Origin of the sequence: Halosimplex amylolyticum (genome assembly GCF_051414035.1) — an archaeon.
In the GTDB taxonomy this organism is placed as follows: domain Archaea; phylum Halobacteriota; class Halobacteria; order Halobacteriales; family Haloarculaceae; genus Halosimplex; species Halosimplex amylolyticum.
Genome location: NZ_JBLKNW010000005.1, coordinates 199,193 through 216,458, shown reverse-complemented (window position 1 = coordinate 216,458; position 17,266 = coordinate 199,193). Strand labels below are relative to the sequence as shown.

The following is a 17,266-nucleotide window of genomic DNA, read 5'->3' as shown; positions in this document are numbered from 1 at the left end:
CGTAACGTTCGTTATTGGAGCCGTATCTCCTCGATTTTGAGCGTGCTGGACCCTCCTTGCCAGAAGTTCAGGCGGAGCGACAGCGACGAGGACGTGCGGTCGACGCCCGCCGATTCGAGGTCGACGGTCACCTCGGAGGCGCTCGTGCCGATCGAATCGTCGGTGACGTTCGCCAGCATGGTGCGGACCCCGCCCATGTCGAACAGCACTTCCGACTCCTCGCCGCCGTTGGCGCCGCTGACGCTGAACACGAGCGTCGAGTACCCCTCGACCGACTGGTTGATCTGCTCCTGGAACCAGCCGCCGTTGTCGTACTCCAGGACGAGCGCGCCGTCTTCGACGTCGCCGCCGCCGTTCTCGAACGAGCCGGCGCCGCACCACTGGTCGAGGTCGTTGCGGTGGGACGACCAGGCTGGGTCGCCGTCGTAGTCGTTGACCACCAGCGCGTCGCCGGACCCGCCGCCGTCGGACTGGTCGGTCGTGGCCTGGACGGTCACAGTGTCGGACTCGTTGCCGGCGCCGTCGACCGCCGTGACGCCGATCTCGTAGGTCGTCGCCGCCGACAGGCCGTCGACGGTCGCCTCCGTGGTTCCGGCCGCGACGGTCTGGTCCTGCGAGCCGTCCACGGAGACCGCGTAGTGGTCGAGCCCGCTGCCGCCCGAATCGCTCGCGGCGTCCCACGACACCGACACCGAGGTCGTCGCAGTGTCGGCGACCGAGAGGTTCGCGGGCGTCGTCGGCGCCTGCTGGTCGCCGCCGCCGGCCGCGTCGGTCGTCGCGCTGACCGACGCCGTCGCGGACTCGTTGCCGGCGCCGTCGACCGCCGTGACGCCGATCGCGTACGACGTGTCGGCGTCGAGGCCGTCCACGGTCGCGCTGGCCGTCCCCGCCGCGACCGTCTGATCCTGCGACCCGTCGACCGAGACGACGTAGTGGTCGAGCCCGCTGCCGCCCGAGTCGCTCGACGCGTCCCACGAGACCGACAAGGACGAATCGGTCGTCCCGGTCACCGCGAGGTTCGCGGGCGTCGTCGGCGCCTGCTGGTCGCCGCTGCCGCTCGGCTCGCCGAACTCGATCCAGTCGAAGTTCCAGGCGCCCGACTCGGCGGTGACCCGGACGAGGTGCTCACCTTCGGGGAGCGAGAGGTCACCGACGCGGATGGCCTGCCAGTTCGACCAGCCGCCGGTCTGCCAGACGTCCTGCGTGGCGACCGTCTCGCCGTCGACGTCGATCCGGAGGCTCCCGCCGCCGCCGTTGCCGGCCGCGACGTTGACGTGGGTCTCGTGAGAGCCGCCCGACTCGATCTGGACGGTGTACTCCAGCCACTCGCCGGTCTCGATGTAGCCGACGTTGTAGCCCGAACTGGCCGACGTGCCGATGTCGACGGCCGCGTCGCGGTAGGACGCGCCGCCCTGGTTCGCCGACGTGGTGTCGTAGTAGGAGACCCCCTGGCCGCCCTCGTCGAAGTCCTCGGCCTGGACCCGGCCGGGGACCGTGTGCGGGCCGTTGTACGGCGACTGCTCGGCGTCGGTCGCGATGGTTTCGGCGACCACCGTGGCCGGGCTCGAGACGTTGTCGGCGTCGTCCTCGGCGGTGAGACTGATCTCGTAGGTCGTCGCCGGTTCCAGCCCGGAGACGGTCGCCGAGGTGGTGCCCGGGAGTGCCTCGTGGGTCTCGGTGCCGTCGACGGAGAGCGTGTAGTGCGAGAGGCCGGCCTCGCCCTCGTCGGTCACGGCGTCCCACGACACCTCGACGCTGATCTCGGTGGCGTCGGTCACGGTGAGGTTCCCGGGCGTCGGCGGCGCCGTCGAGTCGTCGATAGTGCTGACGGGGATGCTGTCGTCCTGGGTCTCCTCCAGCCAGGTCTTGACGTACCCGCCCATCTGGTCGTCGCCGTCTTTCAGCGTCCAGGGCTCGGCCGCCCCGTCGCCCGGCGAGTCGAAGAACGTCGGCGCCCACGAGTCGTCGAAACACCACGAGATCCAGCCCATGTTCTCGTAGCCCTCGGCCCACTCGCGGAACGGCTCGCCCCACCCGGAGGTGGTCCCCTGGTCGACGCTGCCGCCCTCGGGGTCCCAGCCGAACTCCGTGACGACCACTGGCACGTCGTTTGCGGGTTCGCCGTAGTACTGGTCGAACTCCGCGGGCGCGCCGTTGTCGGGGTAGATGTGCGCGGCGTAGATCAGGTTGTCACCCTCGAAGGGGTACTCCGGGGCCATGTGCGTCACCGAGGTCCACCGTGGCGAGCCGATAATGATCGGCGTGTCGGGCGCGTGCTCGCGTACGAGGTCGACCCACGGCTGGGCCGCGTCGCGCCAGGTCTGCCAGGCGCCCGCGTCGTCGCCGTACATCGTCGGCTGGGTGGGCTCGTTGAACAGCTCGTAGATGACGTGCTCGTCGTCGGCGAACTCCGGGGCGACGGCCTCCCAGAACGTCGTCATCACGTCGTCGATGGGCGAGAGCGTGTCGTCGTTGTTCGAGTTGTACGTCTCCGTCGCCTCCTGGGTGTACGGCCGGATGAGGTGGAAGTCCACCAGCGCGTACACGTCACGCGAGGCCAGGATGTCGACGGAGGGTCGGATGAACTCCTCGACCAGCGTGTCGATACCGAAGTGGTCGACGCTGTCCTGCGTGAACGGCAGGCGGACCACGTTTGGGTGCCAGCCGTCTGACTCGTCGGTGGCCCGCCGGAGCACCTCCTCGAAGGACTTCGGGTGGTACTGCCGGTAGAACCCGGGATCGGCGGTCGCCATCCCCCGGAGCTGGACTTCGTTGCCCTGGGGGTCGCGGATCCACCGCCCGTCCGTGTGGAGCCGCGGCGTCGGCACGCCCGCGCTCGCCTGCCCGGTGAAGAGCGTGCCCGCCGCCGCGACCGCGCCGATGGTCTTGAGCGCCGTTCGCCTGGTCGTCGTCCCGATCGCGGCGTCGGCCGGTGACCGTCCGCCGCTCCCGCCGTCCGCGCCGGTCGGCCCGTCGCCGACCGCCTCGTCGGGGGTCCGTTCGTCGTTCGCTGTCGTCTCGTCGGATGTCATGTGTGTCTCCGTTGATTTGTCGTCGTTGGTCGCGCTATTCCAGCCGGATCTCGTGGATCTCCAGGGTGCTGGCTCCCCCTTGCCAGAAGTTCAGCCGCACCGACAGCCCCGAGGCCGACGGGTCGACGCCCGCCGAGTCGAGGTCGACGGTCACGTCCGACGCGCTCGTCCCGACCGAGTCGCTCGTCACCTCCGAGAGCAGCGTCGACACGCCGCCCATGCTGAACTGGACCTCGGACTCCTCGCCGCCGCTGGCCCCGCTGAGCCGGAGGACGAGCGTCTCGCGGTCGCTCACGTCCCGGTTGATCTGCTCCTGGAGCCAGCCGCCGTTGTCGTACTCGAGGACGAGCGCGCCGTCACGCACCTCGCCGCTCCCGTTCTCGAAGGACCCCGCGCCGCACCACTCACCGAGGTCGTTACGGTGGCTGTCCCACGCGGGATCGCCGTCATAATCGTTGACGACGAGTGCGCTGCCGGGGTCACCGCCGTCGGGCGTGTCCGTCTGCGTGGGCGTGTCGTCCGGGGTATCGGTCGGCGTGTCGTCCGGGGTATCGGTCGGCGTGTCGTCCGGGGTATCGGTCGGCGTGTCGTCCGGCACGTCCGTGGGTGTCTCCGTCGGCGTGGGCGTCGAGGTCTGGTCCCCGCCGTCGCTCCCGCTGGTGTACGTCGAGCCGTTGACGGTGACGTCGAACGTCTCGTAGGTCGTCTCGCCGACGCAGCCGCCCCAGTACTCGTTGCCGAGTTCGATACCCGAGAGCCACAGGTCCTCGGCGACGTCGTGTTCGGCGGTGAGGTAGTCGACGACCTCCGTCATGTCGACCTTCCCGCCGTCGTGGCCCCCCTGGATCCGGAAGATGTAGAACGTCGCGTCGGTCCCGCCGGAGCCGTAGGTCGTCCAGTGGTCGACGGTGTTCCCGTACTGGTCGGTCCAGGCCCCCTCGACGGTGACCTCGCCGTGGTCGTGCTGGTCGTTCCAGTCGAGCAGCAGCATGACCTCGTACTGGTGGGTCTCCGTCTCCTGGCTCGGCGGCTGCTCCATCAGCCACCACTCCTCGGCCCAGTCCCACTCGCCGCCGGACTGGCTGTACTCGGCTTCGACGTCGATCACGAGTTCGTCGACGTTCCGCCGGCGGACCGGGAACTCGTCGACACCGGTGTCCGATCCCCACGGCTTGGTCCCGACGAGCACCTCGGGGTAGTTGATCCCGCCGCCGGTGTCCGAGGCGTCGAAGTCGTAGCCGTAGCTTCCGTCCTCGTGCAGCCAGATGCACTGGTCGGCGTCCGAGTTGCCCCACTGGTTGTCCAGCAGGGCGAACCCGTCGGCGACCTGTATCTGACCGAACTCCTCGGTGTTGCACTTCTCCTCGACGGGCGCGGCCGTCGCCGATTCCCCGGTTCCGAGCGCGAGCGCGCCCGCGCCGAGCGCGGCGCTGGCCGCGAGGAACCGTCGCCGCGACCGGCGGGTCCTGATGACGCTCTCGCGGCGACCTTCCGCGCCGCGGCCTTCCATATCGGCTGTCTGTTCGTCTGTCGTCTGTGAATCGTCGTCGCGTGTCATGGTTCGTGTCGCCCCCTGTGACTCCCCGAGCGGCCGTCGGACGACCCCCGCCGGCGAGTCGAATCGGTCCTGTCGCTGTTCGGTTCGGCTCTCGTCGAGCGACCTCGCGGTCGGTCCGCAGCCGTCTCGCCGGCGCGGGTCGCCGTCGCCACCTCGGCCCGCATCGGTGGCGAGGCCTCCCCCTCCTCGTCGACCGCCGCCACGCCGATGGCGTAGGTCGTGTCGGGCGCCAGATCCGTGATCGCGACCCGGCGCGTTCCCGGCGCGGCCTCCCCCCGTTTCGTGCCGTCGACCGTGACGTCGTAGCGGTCGACCCCGGACGCCCCCGCGTCGGGCGGCGCCGACCACGAGACCAGTACAGTCTCCGCGTTCGTGCCGTCGACCGTCAGCGCCAGCGGCGGCGACGGGACGGACGACAGACGGCCGTCGGTTCGCACTCCGGGAACCTGTGGGTGCTCCCCCTCCACCCGATCGCGCTCTCGTTCGTCGTGTGTCATGGATCGTGTGATTCGCGCGGTCGAACGGTTCGGAGCGGATCCGTCGGCCGGCGACCGCCCCCCGACGGTCCGGTTCCCCCATCAGTCTCCGTCGACCGGCGTTCGAGTGTCGGTCCCCCGTTACTCCAGTCGGATCCCCTCGATCTCCAGGGTGCTACTGCCTCCCTGCCAGAAGTTCAGGCGCAGCGACAGCGACGACGACGAGCGATCGACGCCCGCAGATTCGAGGTCGACCGCTACGTCGGACGTGCTCGTCCCGATCGAATCGTCGGTGACGTTCGCCAGCAAAGTGCGGACGCCGCCCATGTCGAAGAGGACCTCTGACTCCTCGCCGCCGTTGGCACCGCTGACGCTGAACACGAGCGTCGAGTAGTCCGTGACTGACTGGTTGATCTGCTCCTGGAACCAGCCGCCGTTGTCGTACTCCAGGACGAGCGCGCCACCCGTCTCTTCGCCGCCGCCGTTTTCGAACGAGCCGGCGCCGCACCACTCGCCGAGGTCGTTACGGTGGGACGACCAGCCGGGATCCCCGTCGTAGTCGTTGACCACCAGTGCATCAGCGGCCGGGGTGTCAGTCGGCGTGTCCGGCGTGTCGGTCGGCGTATCCGTCGGCGTGGGCGTGGCCGTGGCCGTCCCGGGCGCCGTCGTGGTCGCAGTCGCAGTGTCGGTCGCGTCGTCGCCGGGGAGGTCGTCGTTGCGGTGTTCGTAGAGGAACTCCTGCCACCACTGGCCGGGGCGGGCCTGGTAGTCGTGGATCTCCCAGGTGCCGTCCTGGCTCGTCTCGTGGACGAAAAACGAGGGTTCCCAGGTGTGGTCGAAGTTCCAGCAGATCGGGTGGACCGGGTACTCCTCGATGAACGTCTCGAAGCCGTCGGCGTACTCGTCGGCCGTCCCTTCGAGGAAGCTGAACCCGTCGCGGCCGCCGCCCTCGGCCCAGCCGAACTCGCTGAAGAACACCGGGACCTCCTCGGCGGGCGTGCCGAACGAGTCCGACAGCGGCCGCATCCCGTCGTGGGTGTAGACGTGGCCGGTGTAGCAGATGTCGTCGCCGGAGAACTCGTTGCCCGGCGCCCAGTAGGTCAGCTGGCTCCACCGCGGAGAGCCGATCGTGAGGAGGTTGTCGGCGTGCTCGCGGACCGTGTCGATCCACGGCTGGGCGCGGTCGACCCACATGTCCCAGTACTGCTCGTTCTCGGGGGCGTCGTACGAGGGGTTGCCCTCGCCCTCCTCGCCGGTCGAGGGGAGCTCCGTCGGGGAGCCCCAGTCGCCCGCGTACGGGCCGGTCGGCTCGTTGTACACGTCGTAGATGACGTGCGAGCGGTCGCTGTAGCGCGGGGCGACGAAGTTCCAGTACATGTGGAGCTCGTCGTCGAGCTCGGCCGCGTACTCCTCCGTGTAGCCGTCGAGCTGGGACGCCTGGTCCTCCGAATGCCAGAGGACGCCGCGTTCGCCGCAAAAGCCCAGGTCGTCCGGGAACGTCTCGGCGCCGCACTGGTAGTCGCCGATGTCGTCTTCGTGCTGGGGCTGGTGGAAGATCGGGAAGTGTCGGTGGTAGTCGATCATCACGTACAGCCCGCGCTCCTCGGCGGCGTCGACCAGCGGGTCGACGTACGTCGAGAAGTACGTCTCCAGGTCGGACTCGTCGATCTGTCCGGGGAGCAGCGGCCCCCAGTCGTCGTTGTGCGGCATGCTCCCGACGCTGCCGGTGCCCGCGTCTGCGATGTCCTGGGGCTGGGTCGGGATGCGGACGATGCGGTTGTACCAGCCGCCGTCGTTGGACTCGTCGGTGTTGGTCGCCTTGTCGAAGACGCCCATGGCGTCCTTGCCGCGCCAGCTGCGCGCGCAACGGGCCGGGTCCGCGATGTTGACGCCGCGGAGGATCACCTGGTTGTCGCTGGGGTCGCGGAGGAGGTTGCCGTCGCGGTGGAGCTGCGGGGTGTCGATCCCGACCGCCGCGACCGATCCCATGAGGCTGTTCGCGAAGCCGGCCGTGAGCGCGGCCGCCCCCGTCGCCTTCAGGACGCTCCGCCGGGAGAACCCGCCGCCGTCGCCCGTCGAATCGTTCGTCGACTGTGCACTGTCTCGTGGCTCGCCCGTCGATCGGACGCTGTCGCGTGAATCGTGGTCTGTCATCGTCGTGATAGGGTGTAGGTTGGTTGCGCGTCTATTCGAGCCGGATCTCGTCGATCTCCAGGGTGCTACTGCCACCCTGCCAGAAGTTCAGCCGAACGGAGATGGACGACGACGAGCGGTCGACGCCCGCAGAGTCGAGGTCGACGGTCACGTCGGACGTGCTCGTCTCGATCGAATCGTCGGTGACGTTCGCGAGCATGGTGCGGACGCCGCCCATGTCGAAGAGGATCTCTGACTCCTCGCCGCCGTTGGCGCCGCTGACGCTGAACACGAGCGTCGAGTAGTCCGTGACCGACTGGTTGATCTGCTCCTGGAACCAGCCGCCGTTGTCGTACTCCAGGACGAGCGCGCCGTTCGAAGTCTCGCCGCCGCCGTTCTCGAACGAGCCGGCGCCGCACCACTCGCCGAGGTCGTTGCGGTGGCTCGACCAGCCGGGGTCGCCGTCGTAGTCGTCGACGACCAGCGCGTCGGCCGCCGGGGTGTCCGTCGGCGTGTCAGTGTCCGTCGGGGTGTCGGTGTCAGTGTCGGTCGGCGTGTCGGTGTCGGTCGGCGTGTCGGTGTCGGTCGGGGTGTCGGTGTCCGTGTCCGTCGGGGTAGGCGTACCGGTCGCGGTGCCCTCCCCGGGGATCCCGTCGTTGCGGTACTGTTCGAGGGCGTTCTTGACGTCGTCGCCCATGTGGCCGCTGCCGGTGGTCAGCGACCACTCGCAGGGCAGGTCCGAGCAGGCCTCCGGAACGGTGCCGTTGTACGGGTCGCCGACGGAGTCGTTCGCGTTGTCGGCGAACGGGCGGTCGAACATGACCGGGCGCCAGACGGGGTCGGCGATCCAGGCGGTCCAGTGGATGGCCGGGCTCTTCTCGAGGAAGTCCAGGAACGCGTCGCCGAACTCGTCGGTCCCCCCGATGTACTGGCCGCCGTTCTCCTCCCAGCCGAACTCGGTGACGAACAGGGGCGCCTGTTCGTAGACGCCGGCGACCCCCTCGCCGTTGTTCGACGCGTCCTCCCAGTTCTGGTTCTGACTGGAGTTGTGACCCGGGTAGATGTGATAGGTGTAGGCGATGTCCTCGCCGTCGAACTCCTCGACGAGCGCGCCCTCCGGACTCTGGGTCCAGCTGGGCGACCCCATCAGGATCAGGTTGTCGGCGTGGCTCCGGATCGTGTCGACCCAGGGCTGGGCCATCTCGAGCCAGAGCTGCCAGACGTCGGCCACCCACTGCGTGGTGGTCGGGTCCCCCCACATCCCCGGTTCGGTGGGTTCGTTGTACACCTCGTAGAGGACGTGCGTGTCCTCGGCGTACCGCGGCGCGACGGTGTCCCAGAACATGTCGACCTCGTCCTGGAGCGCCGTGTTGACCGGGCCGTCCTGGCCTTCCGCCCACTGCACGTCGCGGTGGCGGTGGTAGTCGATGACGCAGTAGACGCCGCGCTCGGCGCAGCGCTGGACCACCTCGTCGAGGTGGTTCGTCAGGTAACTCTCCAGCTGTGTCTGGTCGAACGCCGGGACCGGCGGGCCGGAGCCGGGCTCGTACTCGCCGATGTCGACGGGCTGGACCGGGACGCGGATCATCCGCGGGTACCAGCCGTTGCTCGCGTCGGTGAGCATGTCGATCACCTGCACGGCGTCTTTCCCCCGCGCCTGCGAGGTGACGTTGATCCGCTTGGGGTCCGCGATGTTCACCCCGCGCAGCGTGACCGTGTTGCCGTCGGGGTCCTTGATCAGGTTGCCGTCGCGGTGGAGCCGTGGCGTCGGGATGCCCGCCGAGGCCGCCCCGATCGCCCCCGCCCCCACGCCGAGCGCGACGGCACCTACCGCCGCGCTCCCTTTGAGGAAGTCGCGCCGGGACGGTCCCCCGCCGTCCTCGCTCGACTCCGTGGATAGCGATTCCTCTCGTCCCCCCTCCGGGGGTTGCCGTTTGTTCGTCATTTCTGCCTCCGATACACACCGGAAGGTGTGCATCACCTACATCGTATGACCGGTATAAAACGTTTTTCTAGGCCGAGAGGTAAGAATAATCTACATCAGCGAATCCTACAATAGAAGCTCCATAGTCCATGTATTGACGACATAAGTTGCTCGTAATTACTATATCCGAATTCCGTCATTTCGTGGTAAAATTTCAGACACATAAGCGATCCGTCTCGAACCGGCGAGACGGGAATTCCCGCGGACACCGGGAGACGCCCGGTGCCGTCAGCGGTCGCGGACATTTTTACTCCAGTTAATACAATTAGTTTATAATTACTCACTATATTATTCATTGACACTAATATCGCGGACGAGAATAGAGTAGTCTGTCGTTCGCACGCTCGCGGTGGCCCCACGGAAGAAGAGACGGACGCGGCGTCGAACGGTCGTCACGACGGCGTCAGACCGGACGCTACGGAGCCGGCCACTCGATGGCATCGACAGTGACGCGCCGGGCTTCGAGGTCTTCTAGAAGCGCACCCCAGCTTCCGATCGTGCAGGTTCCGTTCGGCGTCCAGAGCGCGACCGTGGCCTGTCCCGCGAGTTCGAGCAGCGTCGGTGGCTGCGGAGTCCTCGCGGACTCTGCGGAGTAGTGCACGTCCACGAGGACGCCCGAGATCTCCCGGTCGCGTCCGGAGTCGGTCTCGGTCCCCCTGACGGTGACGGAGATCGTCGCGTCGTCCCACCAGAGGGGGTAGACGTCTCTGATGAACGCCTCCAGGCAGACGTAGACGGGCTGGTCCTGCCGTCGCCGCGAGACCGTGTCCCAGACCTCCCAGAGGCAGGTCTGGAAGTACCAGCGGAAGATGAACGGGACGATGTCGTCGTCGATGACGACCCCGTACGGCTCCGGCATGCGCGTCGTGGGTGCGAGGCAGGCCCTTGTCCTGTCCGCGAGCGCGCAGAACGGGCCGGGGAGCGGTCGCTCGCGGATCTCCGTCACCAGGTCCGCGACCGGGTGGTCCGCGAGGTCGACCCCCTCGGTCGGGACGACCGACGCCCGGACGACCACGTCGTTGTCCATCGCGTCCGCGAGAGCGCGCTCGTAGGCCACCAGCTGCTCGTCGGTCAGCGCGAGGTCGACGCTGGAGTCGGCCTCGCGGATCAGGTCCTCGGCGTGGTCGACGACCGTCTCCACCCGCTTGGTCACGTTCATCTTGTTGTCCCCCAGGGGCGACGCCTCCCAGCGCTCCTCGATCTCGTCTGCGACCTCCGAGATCCGGTCGCTCCGCTCGTGGAGGTCCTGCACGAACTCCGCCGGCTCGCGGGCCCGCGCGTGCAGCGTCTCCCTGTCGAGCGTCTCCGCGTACCCCATCTGCTCCAGTTCGTTCAGCACGTCGTAGATCCGCGGCACCGGGATCGAGCAGTTCCGCGCCACGTCGACCGCCGGCGACACCCCCATGTCGAGCAGCGTCAGGTACGCCTCCGCCTGGTACGACGTCAACCCCGCGTCTTCGAGTCCCCCCAGCAGATCCTCGCGTTCCATCGTGTCCTTGGGAGTAAAATACAATCGTATAATAATGTACGTGTGACAGTAGTTGGCCGAGAGACACGTCCGCGCCGACGGGAGTTCGGATCCCTTAAGGGCGCGAACGCGGAACTCGAAATCAACTCGCTGGGCGGTCGGGCACCAGCGGGCACCTGCCTGTGCAGGTCGGGATGTGATTTCCGGCGACCGTCGCCGGAGATTGAACCACGCAACGCCCGGCGGTGAACACCCATGGCAAAGAGCTTCTACACCTACATCCGGGACGCCTGGAAGGACCCGGACGACGGCAAGCTGGCGGAGTTGCAGTGGCAGCGAAAACAGGACTGGCGCGAGGAAGGCGCCATCGAGCGCATCGAGCGACCGACGCGCCTCGACCGCGCGCGCTCGCTCGGCTACAAGGCCAAGCAGGGCGTCGTGGTCGTCCGCGCGAGCATCCGCAAGGGCGGCGCCCGCAAGCAGCGCTTCACGGCCGGTCGTCGCTCGAAGCGACAGGGCGTGACCCGGATCACCCGCCGGAAGAACCTCCAGCGCGTCGCCGAGGAGCGTTCGACCCGCGTCTACCCGAACCTTCGCGTGCTCAACTCCTACCCGGTCGGGCAGGACGGGAGCCAGAAGTGGTTCGAAGTGATCCTCGTCGACCCCGAACACCCCGCGATCGAAAACGACGACGATCTCAACTGGATCTGTGAGTCCCAGCACACCGACCGCGCGCTGCGCGGCCTCACCAGCGCCGGTCGCCGCAACCGCGGTCTCAACAAGCGCGGGAAGGGCTCCGAGCGAACGCGCCCGAGCCTCTCCAGCAACGAGAACCGCGGCCGATAGACTCGCCACGCGATTTTTTCGCAGTCGAAAATCCGAGAGCGACAGCGACCGTCGTCGAGAACGCGATCCGGGGCGGCGCTACGCCGCGTAGCCCGTCGCGCCGTCGGTCTCGACGCCGTCGCCCTCGCCACCCCGGGAGATCGCGCTGACCGCGTAGAAGGTCGCCTCGGGGTCGCGGTGGCGCCGCCAGTGGACCCACGTCCGGACGAGCAGGTAGCCCCGGCGCAGTCGGCCGAGTTCGGGGGTCTCCGAGAGCACGTCGTAGTCACGGGCCCGGATCAGTCGATGGTGCTCGGCGTAGAACACCGCCGCGAGGAGGACGCCGAACTGGCAGTCCTCGGGGAGCAGTCGGATGCCGGCGACTCCCTCGCGGTAGCGCCGCTCCGTCCGCTGGAGTTCGTGGCGCATCGCCGCGACGAACTCGTCGGTGACGTTGGCCACTGCGAGATCCGATTCCGCGACGCCGTACCGGTCGAGAGTCTCCCGCGGGAGGTACACTCGGCCGTAGTCGTGGACGTCCTCGCGGACGTCACGCAGGAAGTTGGTGAGCTGGAACGCTTCCGCGAGGGCTGCCGCGTGGGGGCGAGCGCGCTCGCGCTCGGCGTCGGGTACTTCCATCGCAGCCATCATCATGTTCGCGACGGCGACCGACGACCCGCGCATGTACGCTTCGAGGTCCGCGTAGGTCTCGTATCGGGCCGTCTCGATGTCCTGTATCATGGCGTCGACGAACACCGCGACCTCGTCGTCCGCGATGCCCTTCTCGGCGGCCAGCGACCGGAAGGCGGCGAGTACCGCCCGCTCGTCGTCGGGCAGGTCGGCCGCCTCGGCGGGCTCGCCCAGTGCAGCCGCCCGCATCGATTCGAGGCGACGACGTTGCGCGGCGGGGTCGGGGTCGTCGGTCCGGTCGACGACTTCGTCGGCGACCCGGAAGAAGGCGTAGAGGACGTACGTCGCTTCCCGCACCCGCTCAGGCAGGAGCTTCGTCGCGACGTAGAACGTCCGACCCGTCCGCTTGTGGATCTGCTTGCTCGTGTCGATTTGGTCGCTGTCTGGCATGATTGAGGTGAACTCACCGGTGTGTTCGGGTCGCGGCGTCCGCGGTGGGGACCACCAGGGGCCGTAGCGCCGGCAGCCGTTCGTAACAGTACGTTCGAGAGATATTTAATAAAGAGCCCACCAAACTGGTTCGGCCTACCGACGGGATCGGCGAACGCACGCCTTACCGGGTGATCGGCGATTTCGACGGACGGGAGAACGTATCGGCGAGAACGGCTGTGCGGACGATCTCTCGGAACAATCGTCACTTACCGACCGCGACTGCGCCCGGGAGGGTTGACGAACAGGCCGTCGGCGACGGCGAGCCCGCCGACGATGGACGCGCCCGCCACGAACGCCGACGTCGGGATCGACGACACGGTCGACCCCACGAGCGCCAGCAGGAACGCCGCGGGTATCACCAGTAACAGGAGGTCGTATCGGGAGAGTCGGCGGTCGGCGATGCTGTGCTCCCGCGTGGGGCGAGTCCTGTCTCTGGTGGCCATCGATTCGTCACCTCTCGATCGATGCTACGATCGATCCCCACTAAAATTTTATGCCAGTTCAGTTTTCTGAACACACTCCAAACACCCAGTAACCCGCCACGGACTATTTTTGAATTATTTCTATAAGTTTTGAGAATACGAAAGACCGTGGAGTACCGGGGAGCGCGGCGTTCTGCGCGTGAACTATCGCGAGCGGAAATCGTCCTCGAAGGACGAGGGCTGAAAAGTCGCATCGAGACGGCCGGGGGAACAGGCGGGGAGCCGGAACGGAGGCGACGTCGCGCCGGTCGAAAGCAGGAGGCAGCGGTGGCGAGGGAGAGGCGGGTCGGACGGCGCGCGGGGGCGGGGGCGGGGCGTCGGTCGGAGCGCTGGGGCGGGGCGTCGGTCGGAGCCCTGGGGCGAGGCGTCGGTCAGTCCTCGTTTTCGCCTTCGTCCTCGTCGACGACTTCCAGCCCGCGGTTGTTGACGGCGTGGGGGTCGAGACCGACCTCCTGGAGGAACTGCTTGTACTCGCGTTCGCACTGCTCGCCGTCTTTCTGCTTGTCCGAGGCGTGCTGACAGAGCGCGGCGAGGTCCTCGGGGACGTCGTTCGTGGCGACGATCCAGTGATTGATGAGGTCCGACAGGCGACGGATGGGCGAGGTGAAGTGGCCGTAGATCTCGAAGTTCAGGGCGTGGTGGCCGCCGAAGGGGTCGCTCATGTACTTGGCGCGGGGCATCACGAACATCACGGCGCGCTGGATCTTCGAGAGCTGACGGCCGGGTGCCTGTTCGAGCGTCGCGTTGACGGCCTTCCGCGGGTCGTCCCAGGAGTCGCCGGGGATCGAGACGCCGCCCAGGTCCTGGATCTCCCGCAGCGCCTCGTCCCACTCGTCCGGCGAGGGCTGGGGGTGGACGCGGTACATCGCCTCGACCCCGCGGTCCCACATGAGTTCGTGCGTGACGGCCTTGTTGGCCTTGAGCATGCACTCCTCGATGATGGTGTGGGCACGGTCGCGGGCGGGGTTCAGCACCAGGGAGCCGTCTTCCTTGCGCTGTTCGTGCATCCGGTCGGCGAGTTCCCAGACGAGTTCGGTCTTCTCGGCGAGGTCCACGTCGGTGTCTTCCAGCAGGTCGTCGGCGCTCTCGGGGTCGTCGAGGATCGCCTCGCACTCGGTGTAGGTGAGCCGCGCGTCGGACTCGATGACGGATTTGTAGATGTTAATCTCCTCGTACGAGAGCGTCTCGGGGTCGAGGTGCATCTCGACGGTGTGGGCCAGTCGGTCCTCGTTGGGAACCAGCGAGCAGACGGTCTCGGCGAGGATCGGCGGGAGCATGTGGACGGTGTACGCCGGGAGGTAGACGGTGTTGGCCCGCTCGCGGGCCTCGTCCCACATCGCCGTGCCGGGGGTGACGTAGTGGGACACGTCGGCGATGTGGACCCAGAGGACGTACTCGTCGTCGCGCTTCTCGACGGAGATGGCGTCGTCGAAGTCCTGCGCGTCGATCGGGTCGGTCGTCCACGTCGTCATGTCGCGCAGGTCGCGGCGCTCGTCGACCTCGTCGGCGATCTCCTGCTGGACGTCCTCGGTGCGCTCCTCGGCTTCCCGCATCACTTCCGCGGGGAACTCGTCGCGGATCTCGAACTTCTCGAACAGTTCCTCACGCTTGTTCGCCAGGTGGCGGGCCATCTCCTCGTCGATCTCGACGGGTCCCTGGCCCTCGACGGTGCCGGCCTGGGCCTGCTCGTCCTCGGTAGTCATGTAGCGGGCTATGACGACGGTACAGATAGGCTTTCTGTGGTCCGGGCGCCTGTCCAGCGGCGGCGAACGAGCGACGGACGAGCGGCGAACCGTCGGTTACCGCTCCCCGATGGAGTCGCGGCGCTCGGCCCGTTCGATATACGTGGCGAGAAACGCGTCCTGACTGGTTCCGGTGGTACTCGACTCGACGTCTTCGAGGAGGGCTTCGAGGTCCCCGCGGGGCTGGTGACAGCGGTCGCGGTCACAGGGCTTGCAGAGGTACTCGAACTCCTTGCCCTTGCGGTCCCAGCGGTCGCCGAACTTGTCGTACTCCCTGGCGTCGGACCGGGGCACGTCGTCGCCGCAGGCGATGCACGTCACCCGGCTCCGCCCCCGTTTCGAGGAGCGCCACATGTCACCCGCTTCGGAGGACGACTACTTATCCCTTCGCGCTGATCATTGAGGCCGAACTAAAAGGCGGGCCGAGCGAGAACGCACCCGGCCGGTCAGTCCGAGTTATCGCCCGCGGTCTGGGACTGGTCGAGGAGTTCGAACAGGCTGTCCCACCCCTCGTCGGCCGGGAGCTGGTCGCGGATCTGGTCGAGCTGTCCCTCCGGCGTCGCCTCTGCCACGACGGCGACGACCGTGCGCGCGTGGTGCGCAACGTCCGCGCGGTCGTCGGGGGCGACCTGGCCCTCGCGCTCGGCGACGCGGTCGAGGAACTCGCCCCACTCGAAGTGCTGGCCGTGTTCGGCGACCGCCCCGGTCAGGTAGTGGTCGATCTCCATCGGTAGGGGGCCCGCGAGGTCGTTCGCTTCCCCCTCCTGGATGCGCTCGCCGAGCGTCGTCAGCGTCGCGCGGGTCGCGCGGACGGCCTGGCCCGTTCCCGGTAGCTGGAGGCGATTCTGGACGGTTCCGGTGAATTTGTCGAAATTCATGACGCTTCCCGTTCGAGGTACAGTGCAGAGCGGCAAAAACGGCCCACCGGCACACGCCGGCACCTGTCCCTCAGCACGGAGGGGACGGGCTCACTCTGGACTCGGCCCCACGTCGTTGCGGAGCGCCCAGCGGTCCGTACACGGGTCGAGCCGGTGGGGTTCGCTCCCGCGCTCGGTGAGGATCCCCGCGTGGTACAGCATCGCTTTCAGCTGGAAGACGGTCGGCGAGTGGTACACGTCGCCGTCGCGGAGTTCGTCGCGACGGAGCTCGCCGTCGTCGGTCAACACTCGCCCGCGGACGGCCTCGTCACCCCGGAGGAACAACTCGACGGCGAACGTCGGGTGGAGCCGATGCAGGTAGGTGACGAACTGTCGGAGCGTCGGCGAGGGCTCGCCGTCGTCGTGGAGCGTCTGAAGCTCCGTGACGAGCAGCTCCGTCGCGGGGTAAGCGTAGACGACTCGGCGCGCGAGCAGTCCCCACTTCGGCGCGACGTCGGAAAAGCGCCCGCGCCGGTCCGGGCACTGTCGACGGCGCGGACGACGCGCTCGGCGAGGACGGCCGCTGTCTCCCGGTCGTGGGCCACGGCGAGCGGGTACGCGAGGTAGTTCTTCGGGTGGTTGAGCCCGAAGCTCTTGCCGGCGACGCCCTGCGCGCTGGCCTGGAAGCGGATGGACGTCGCCGCGTCGGTCGTCCGGTTGCCGACGACGCGCGGCGTCTCGACGCTCGCCACCCGCCCGTCGGTTCCGACCGCGAGGACGCCCACGTTACACTCCCGCGCGAGCGACCGTGCCGACTGGCTGATCGCCGGTTCGGGCGCGGCGAGGAAGGCGACGTTGGCCTCGTCGAGTCGGTCGTGGGCCTGGACGACGCCGCGTTCGACGTCGACGCCGCCGCCGTCGGTGTACCCCTTCGCCTCGACGGCGATCAGCGGCGGCTCCCCGCCGAGACGGTCGACCGCCAGCAGGTCGTCGTCGACCGGGCGAACGCCGACGAGATCGGGATACCCCGAACCGACCCGGACGTGGTTGAACGGCGCGAGCGTCTCGCGAACGGCCTCGTCGATCGCCGTCCGGTCGATCCACCGCTCCTGGGCGAACTGCGTGTCGACCACGGCGTACGCGTCCTCGCGGTCGTTCTCCGGGAAGAGCCGGCGCTTCGCGTGCGCGAGGACGTGGGGCTCCATCAGGTCGTCCGCCGTCGTCGCCATACCGCGAGACTGTCGAGCTCGTACAAGAAAGTTGGTGTCGGCCGGCTTCCTGCCGCCGGCCCGGGATCAGCCACCGGAACGACCGAAATTTCGCCAGGCCCACCGATTCGTCCAGATTTCGACGATTTCGGCAGTGTAAGAGCGATGTATCCACGAATCGTCGACCGAGTCCGTTCGACCCGATCCTCTCAATAAATCATATGTCGCTATATCAAATGTAGATCGGTCACGCCCGACGCGGCCACAGTCGCGCCCGTTAGATCGGCTTTCAGTCGTTCTGCGGCGCTCTAAATCGCGAACGCTGCATCGCCGTCGCGAATCCGGGCGTTCACCGACGCAGATCGATCGGAACTCACCA

Annotated in this window: 12 protein-coding genes and 1 pseudogene; 1 reads left to right on the top strand and 12 read right to left on the bottom strand. The window is 67.9% G+C overall.

All coding sequences use genetic code 11. From position 1 onward, the window contains the following. Positions 1-11: 11 nt before the first annotated feature. The 6 genes from ACMGFE_RS19385 to ACMGFE_RS19360 form a co-directional block, all read right to left on the bottom strand. Entirely contained in the window at positions 12-3,032 is a 3,021-nt protein-coding gene (locus ACMGFE_RS19385; protein WP_436926913.1) for a fibronectin type III domain-containing protein, read from the bottom strand. A gap of 34 nt (positions 3,033-3,066) precedes the next feature. Continuing rightward, positions 3,067-4,590 (bottom strand): glycoside hydrolase family 12 protein, encoded by a 1,524-nt coding sequence (locus tag ACMGFE_RS19380; RefSeq protein WP_436926912.1) that lies wholly within the window; start codon positions 4,588-4,590, stop codon positions 3,067-3,069. After that, positions 4,587-5,087: a fibronectin type III domain-containing protein gene (locus ACMGFE_RS19375; protein WP_436926911.1), complete on the bottom strand. Its 501-nt coding sequence runs from the start codon at positions 5,085-5,087 to the stop codon at positions 4,587-4,589. The genes ACMGFE_RS19380 and ACMGFE_RS19375 overlap by 4 nt, the downstream gene beginning before the upstream one ends. 120 nt (positions 5,088-5,207) lie before the next feature. Further along, complete coding sequence (locus tag ACMGFE_RS19370) at positions 5,208-7,220, bottom strand: glycoside hydrolase family 5 protein (protein WP_436926910.1); 2,013 nt, start codon at positions 7,218-7,220, stop codon at positions 5,208-5,210. 31 nt (positions 7,221-7,251) lie between these two features. Beyond that, positions 7,252-9,144, bottom strand: coding sequence for a cellulase family glycosylhydrolase (locus tag ACMGFE_RS19365; RefSeq protein WP_436926909.1), 1,893 nt, complete (start codon positions 9,142-9,144; stop codon positions 7,252-7,254). Between the two features lie 454 nt (positions 9,145-9,598). After that, positions 9,599-10,672 (bottom strand): TrmB family transcriptional regulator, encoded by a 1,074-nt coding sequence (locus ACMGFE_RS19360; RefSeq protein WP_436926908.1) that lies wholly within the window; start codon positions 10,670-10,672, stop codon positions 9,599-9,601. Between the two features lie 234 nt (positions 10,673-10,906). On the opposite strand from ACMGFE_RS19360, the gene ACMGFE_RS19355 reads away from it, so the two are divergent. After that, positions 10,907-11,497, top strand: coding sequence for a 50S ribosomal protein L15e (locus ACMGFE_RS19355; RefSeq protein ID WP_436926907.1), 591 nt, complete (start codon positions 10,907-10,909; stop codon positions 11,495-11,497). A gap of 78 nt (positions 11,498-11,575) precedes the next feature. Here the strand turns inward: ACMGFE_RS19355 and ACMGFE_RS19350 are convergent, their stop codons facing one another. The 6 genes and pseudogenes from ACMGFE_RS19350 to ACMGFE_RS19325 all read right to left on the bottom strand — a co-directional run bounded on the left by ACMGFE_RS19350 (position 11,576) and on the right by ACMGFE_RS19325 (position 16,908). Continuing rightward, complete coding sequence (locus tag ACMGFE_RS19350) at positions 11,576-12,556, bottom strand: phytoene/squalene synthase family protein (protein WP_436926906.1); 981 nt, start codon at positions 12,554-12,556, stop codon at positions 11,576-11,578. Between the two features lie 248 nt (positions 12,557-12,804). Further along, positions 12,805-13,041 (bottom strand): DUF8015 family protein, encoded by a 237-nt coding sequence (locus ACMGFE_RS19345; RefSeq protein ID WP_436926905.1) that lies wholly within the window; start codon positions 13,039-13,041, stop codon positions 12,805-12,807. Between the two features lie 410 nt (positions 13,042-13,451). Next, on the bottom strand, positions 13,452-14,783 hold the full coding sequence (locus ACMGFE_RS19340) for an RNB domain-containing ribonuclease (protein ID WP_436926904.1): 1,332 nt from the start codon (positions 14,781-14,783) through the stop codon (positions 13,452-13,454). Between the two features lie 96 nt (positions 14,784-14,879). Further along, positions 14,880-15,176, bottom strand: a complete 297-nt coding sequence (locus tag ACMGFE_RS19335; RefSeq protein WP_436926903.1) for a DUF7562 family protein — start codon at positions 15,174-15,176, stop codon at positions 14,880-14,882. Between the two features lie 92 nt (positions 15,177-15,268). After that, entirely contained in the window at positions 15,269-15,700 is a 432-nt protein-coding gene (locus tag ACMGFE_RS19330) for a DUF2267 domain-containing protein (protein WP_436926902.1), read from the bottom strand. A 90-nt stretch (positions 15,701-15,790) separates the two neighbouring features. Then, positions 15,791-16,908: pseudogene (locus tag ACMGFE_RS19325) on the bottom strand (hypothetical protein). Between the last annotated feature and the right edge of the window lie 358 nt (positions 16,909-17,266).

What these genes read in the sequence shown, in the direction of transcription:
- ACMGFE_RS19385 (WP_436926913.1), bottom strand. Translation starts at nt 3,032, where the DNA reads ATGACATCCGACGAGACGACAGCGAACGACGAACGGACCCCCGACGAG.
- ACMGFE_RS19380 (WP_436926912.1), bottom strand. Translation starts at nt 4,590, where the DNA reads ATGACACGCGACGACGATTCACAGACGACAGACGAACAGACAGCCGAT.
- ACMGFE_RS19375 (WP_436926911.1), bottom strand. Translation starts at nt 5,087, where the DNA reads ATGACACACGACGAACGAGAGCGCGATCGGGTGGAGGGGGAGCACCCA.
- ACMGFE_RS19370 (WP_436926910.1), bottom strand. Translation starts at nt 7,220, where the DNA reads ATGACAGACCACGATTCACGCGACAGCGTCCGATCGACGGGCGAGCCA.
- ACMGFE_RS19365 (WP_436926909.1), bottom strand. Translation starts at nt 9,144, where the DNA reads ATGACGAACAAACGGCAACCCCCGGAGGGGGGACGAGAGGAATCGCTA.
- ACMGFE_RS19360 (WP_436926908.1), bottom strand. Translation starts at nt 10,672, where the DNA reads ATGGAACGCGAGGATCTGCTGGGGGGACTCGAAGACGCGGGGTTGACG.
- ACMGFE_RS19355 (WP_436926907.1), top strand. Translation starts at nt 10,907, where the DNA reads ATGGCAAAGAGCTTCTACACCTACATCCGGGACGCCTGGAAGGACCCG.
- ACMGFE_RS19350 (WP_436926906.1), bottom strand. Translation starts at nt 12,556, where the DNA reads ATGCCAGACAGCGACCAAATCGACACGAGCAAGCAGATCCACAAGCGG.
- ACMGFE_RS19345 (WP_436926905.1), bottom strand. Translation starts at nt 13,041, where the DNA reads ATGGCCACCAGAGACAGGACTCGCCCCACGCGGGAGCACAGCATCGCC.
- ACMGFE_RS19340 (WP_436926904.1), bottom strand. Translation starts at nt 14,783, where the DNA reads ATGACTACCGAGGACGAGCAGGCCCAGGCCGGCACCGTCGAGGGCCAG.
- ACMGFE_RS19335 (WP_436926903.1), bottom strand. Translation starts at nt 15,176, where the DNA reads ATGTGGCGCTCCTCGAAACGGGGGCGGAGCCGGGTGACGTGCATCGCC.
- ACMGFE_RS19330 (WP_436926902.1), bottom strand. Translation starts at nt 15,700, where the DNA reads ATGAATTTCGACAAATTCACCGGAACCGTCCAGAATCGCCTCCAGCTA.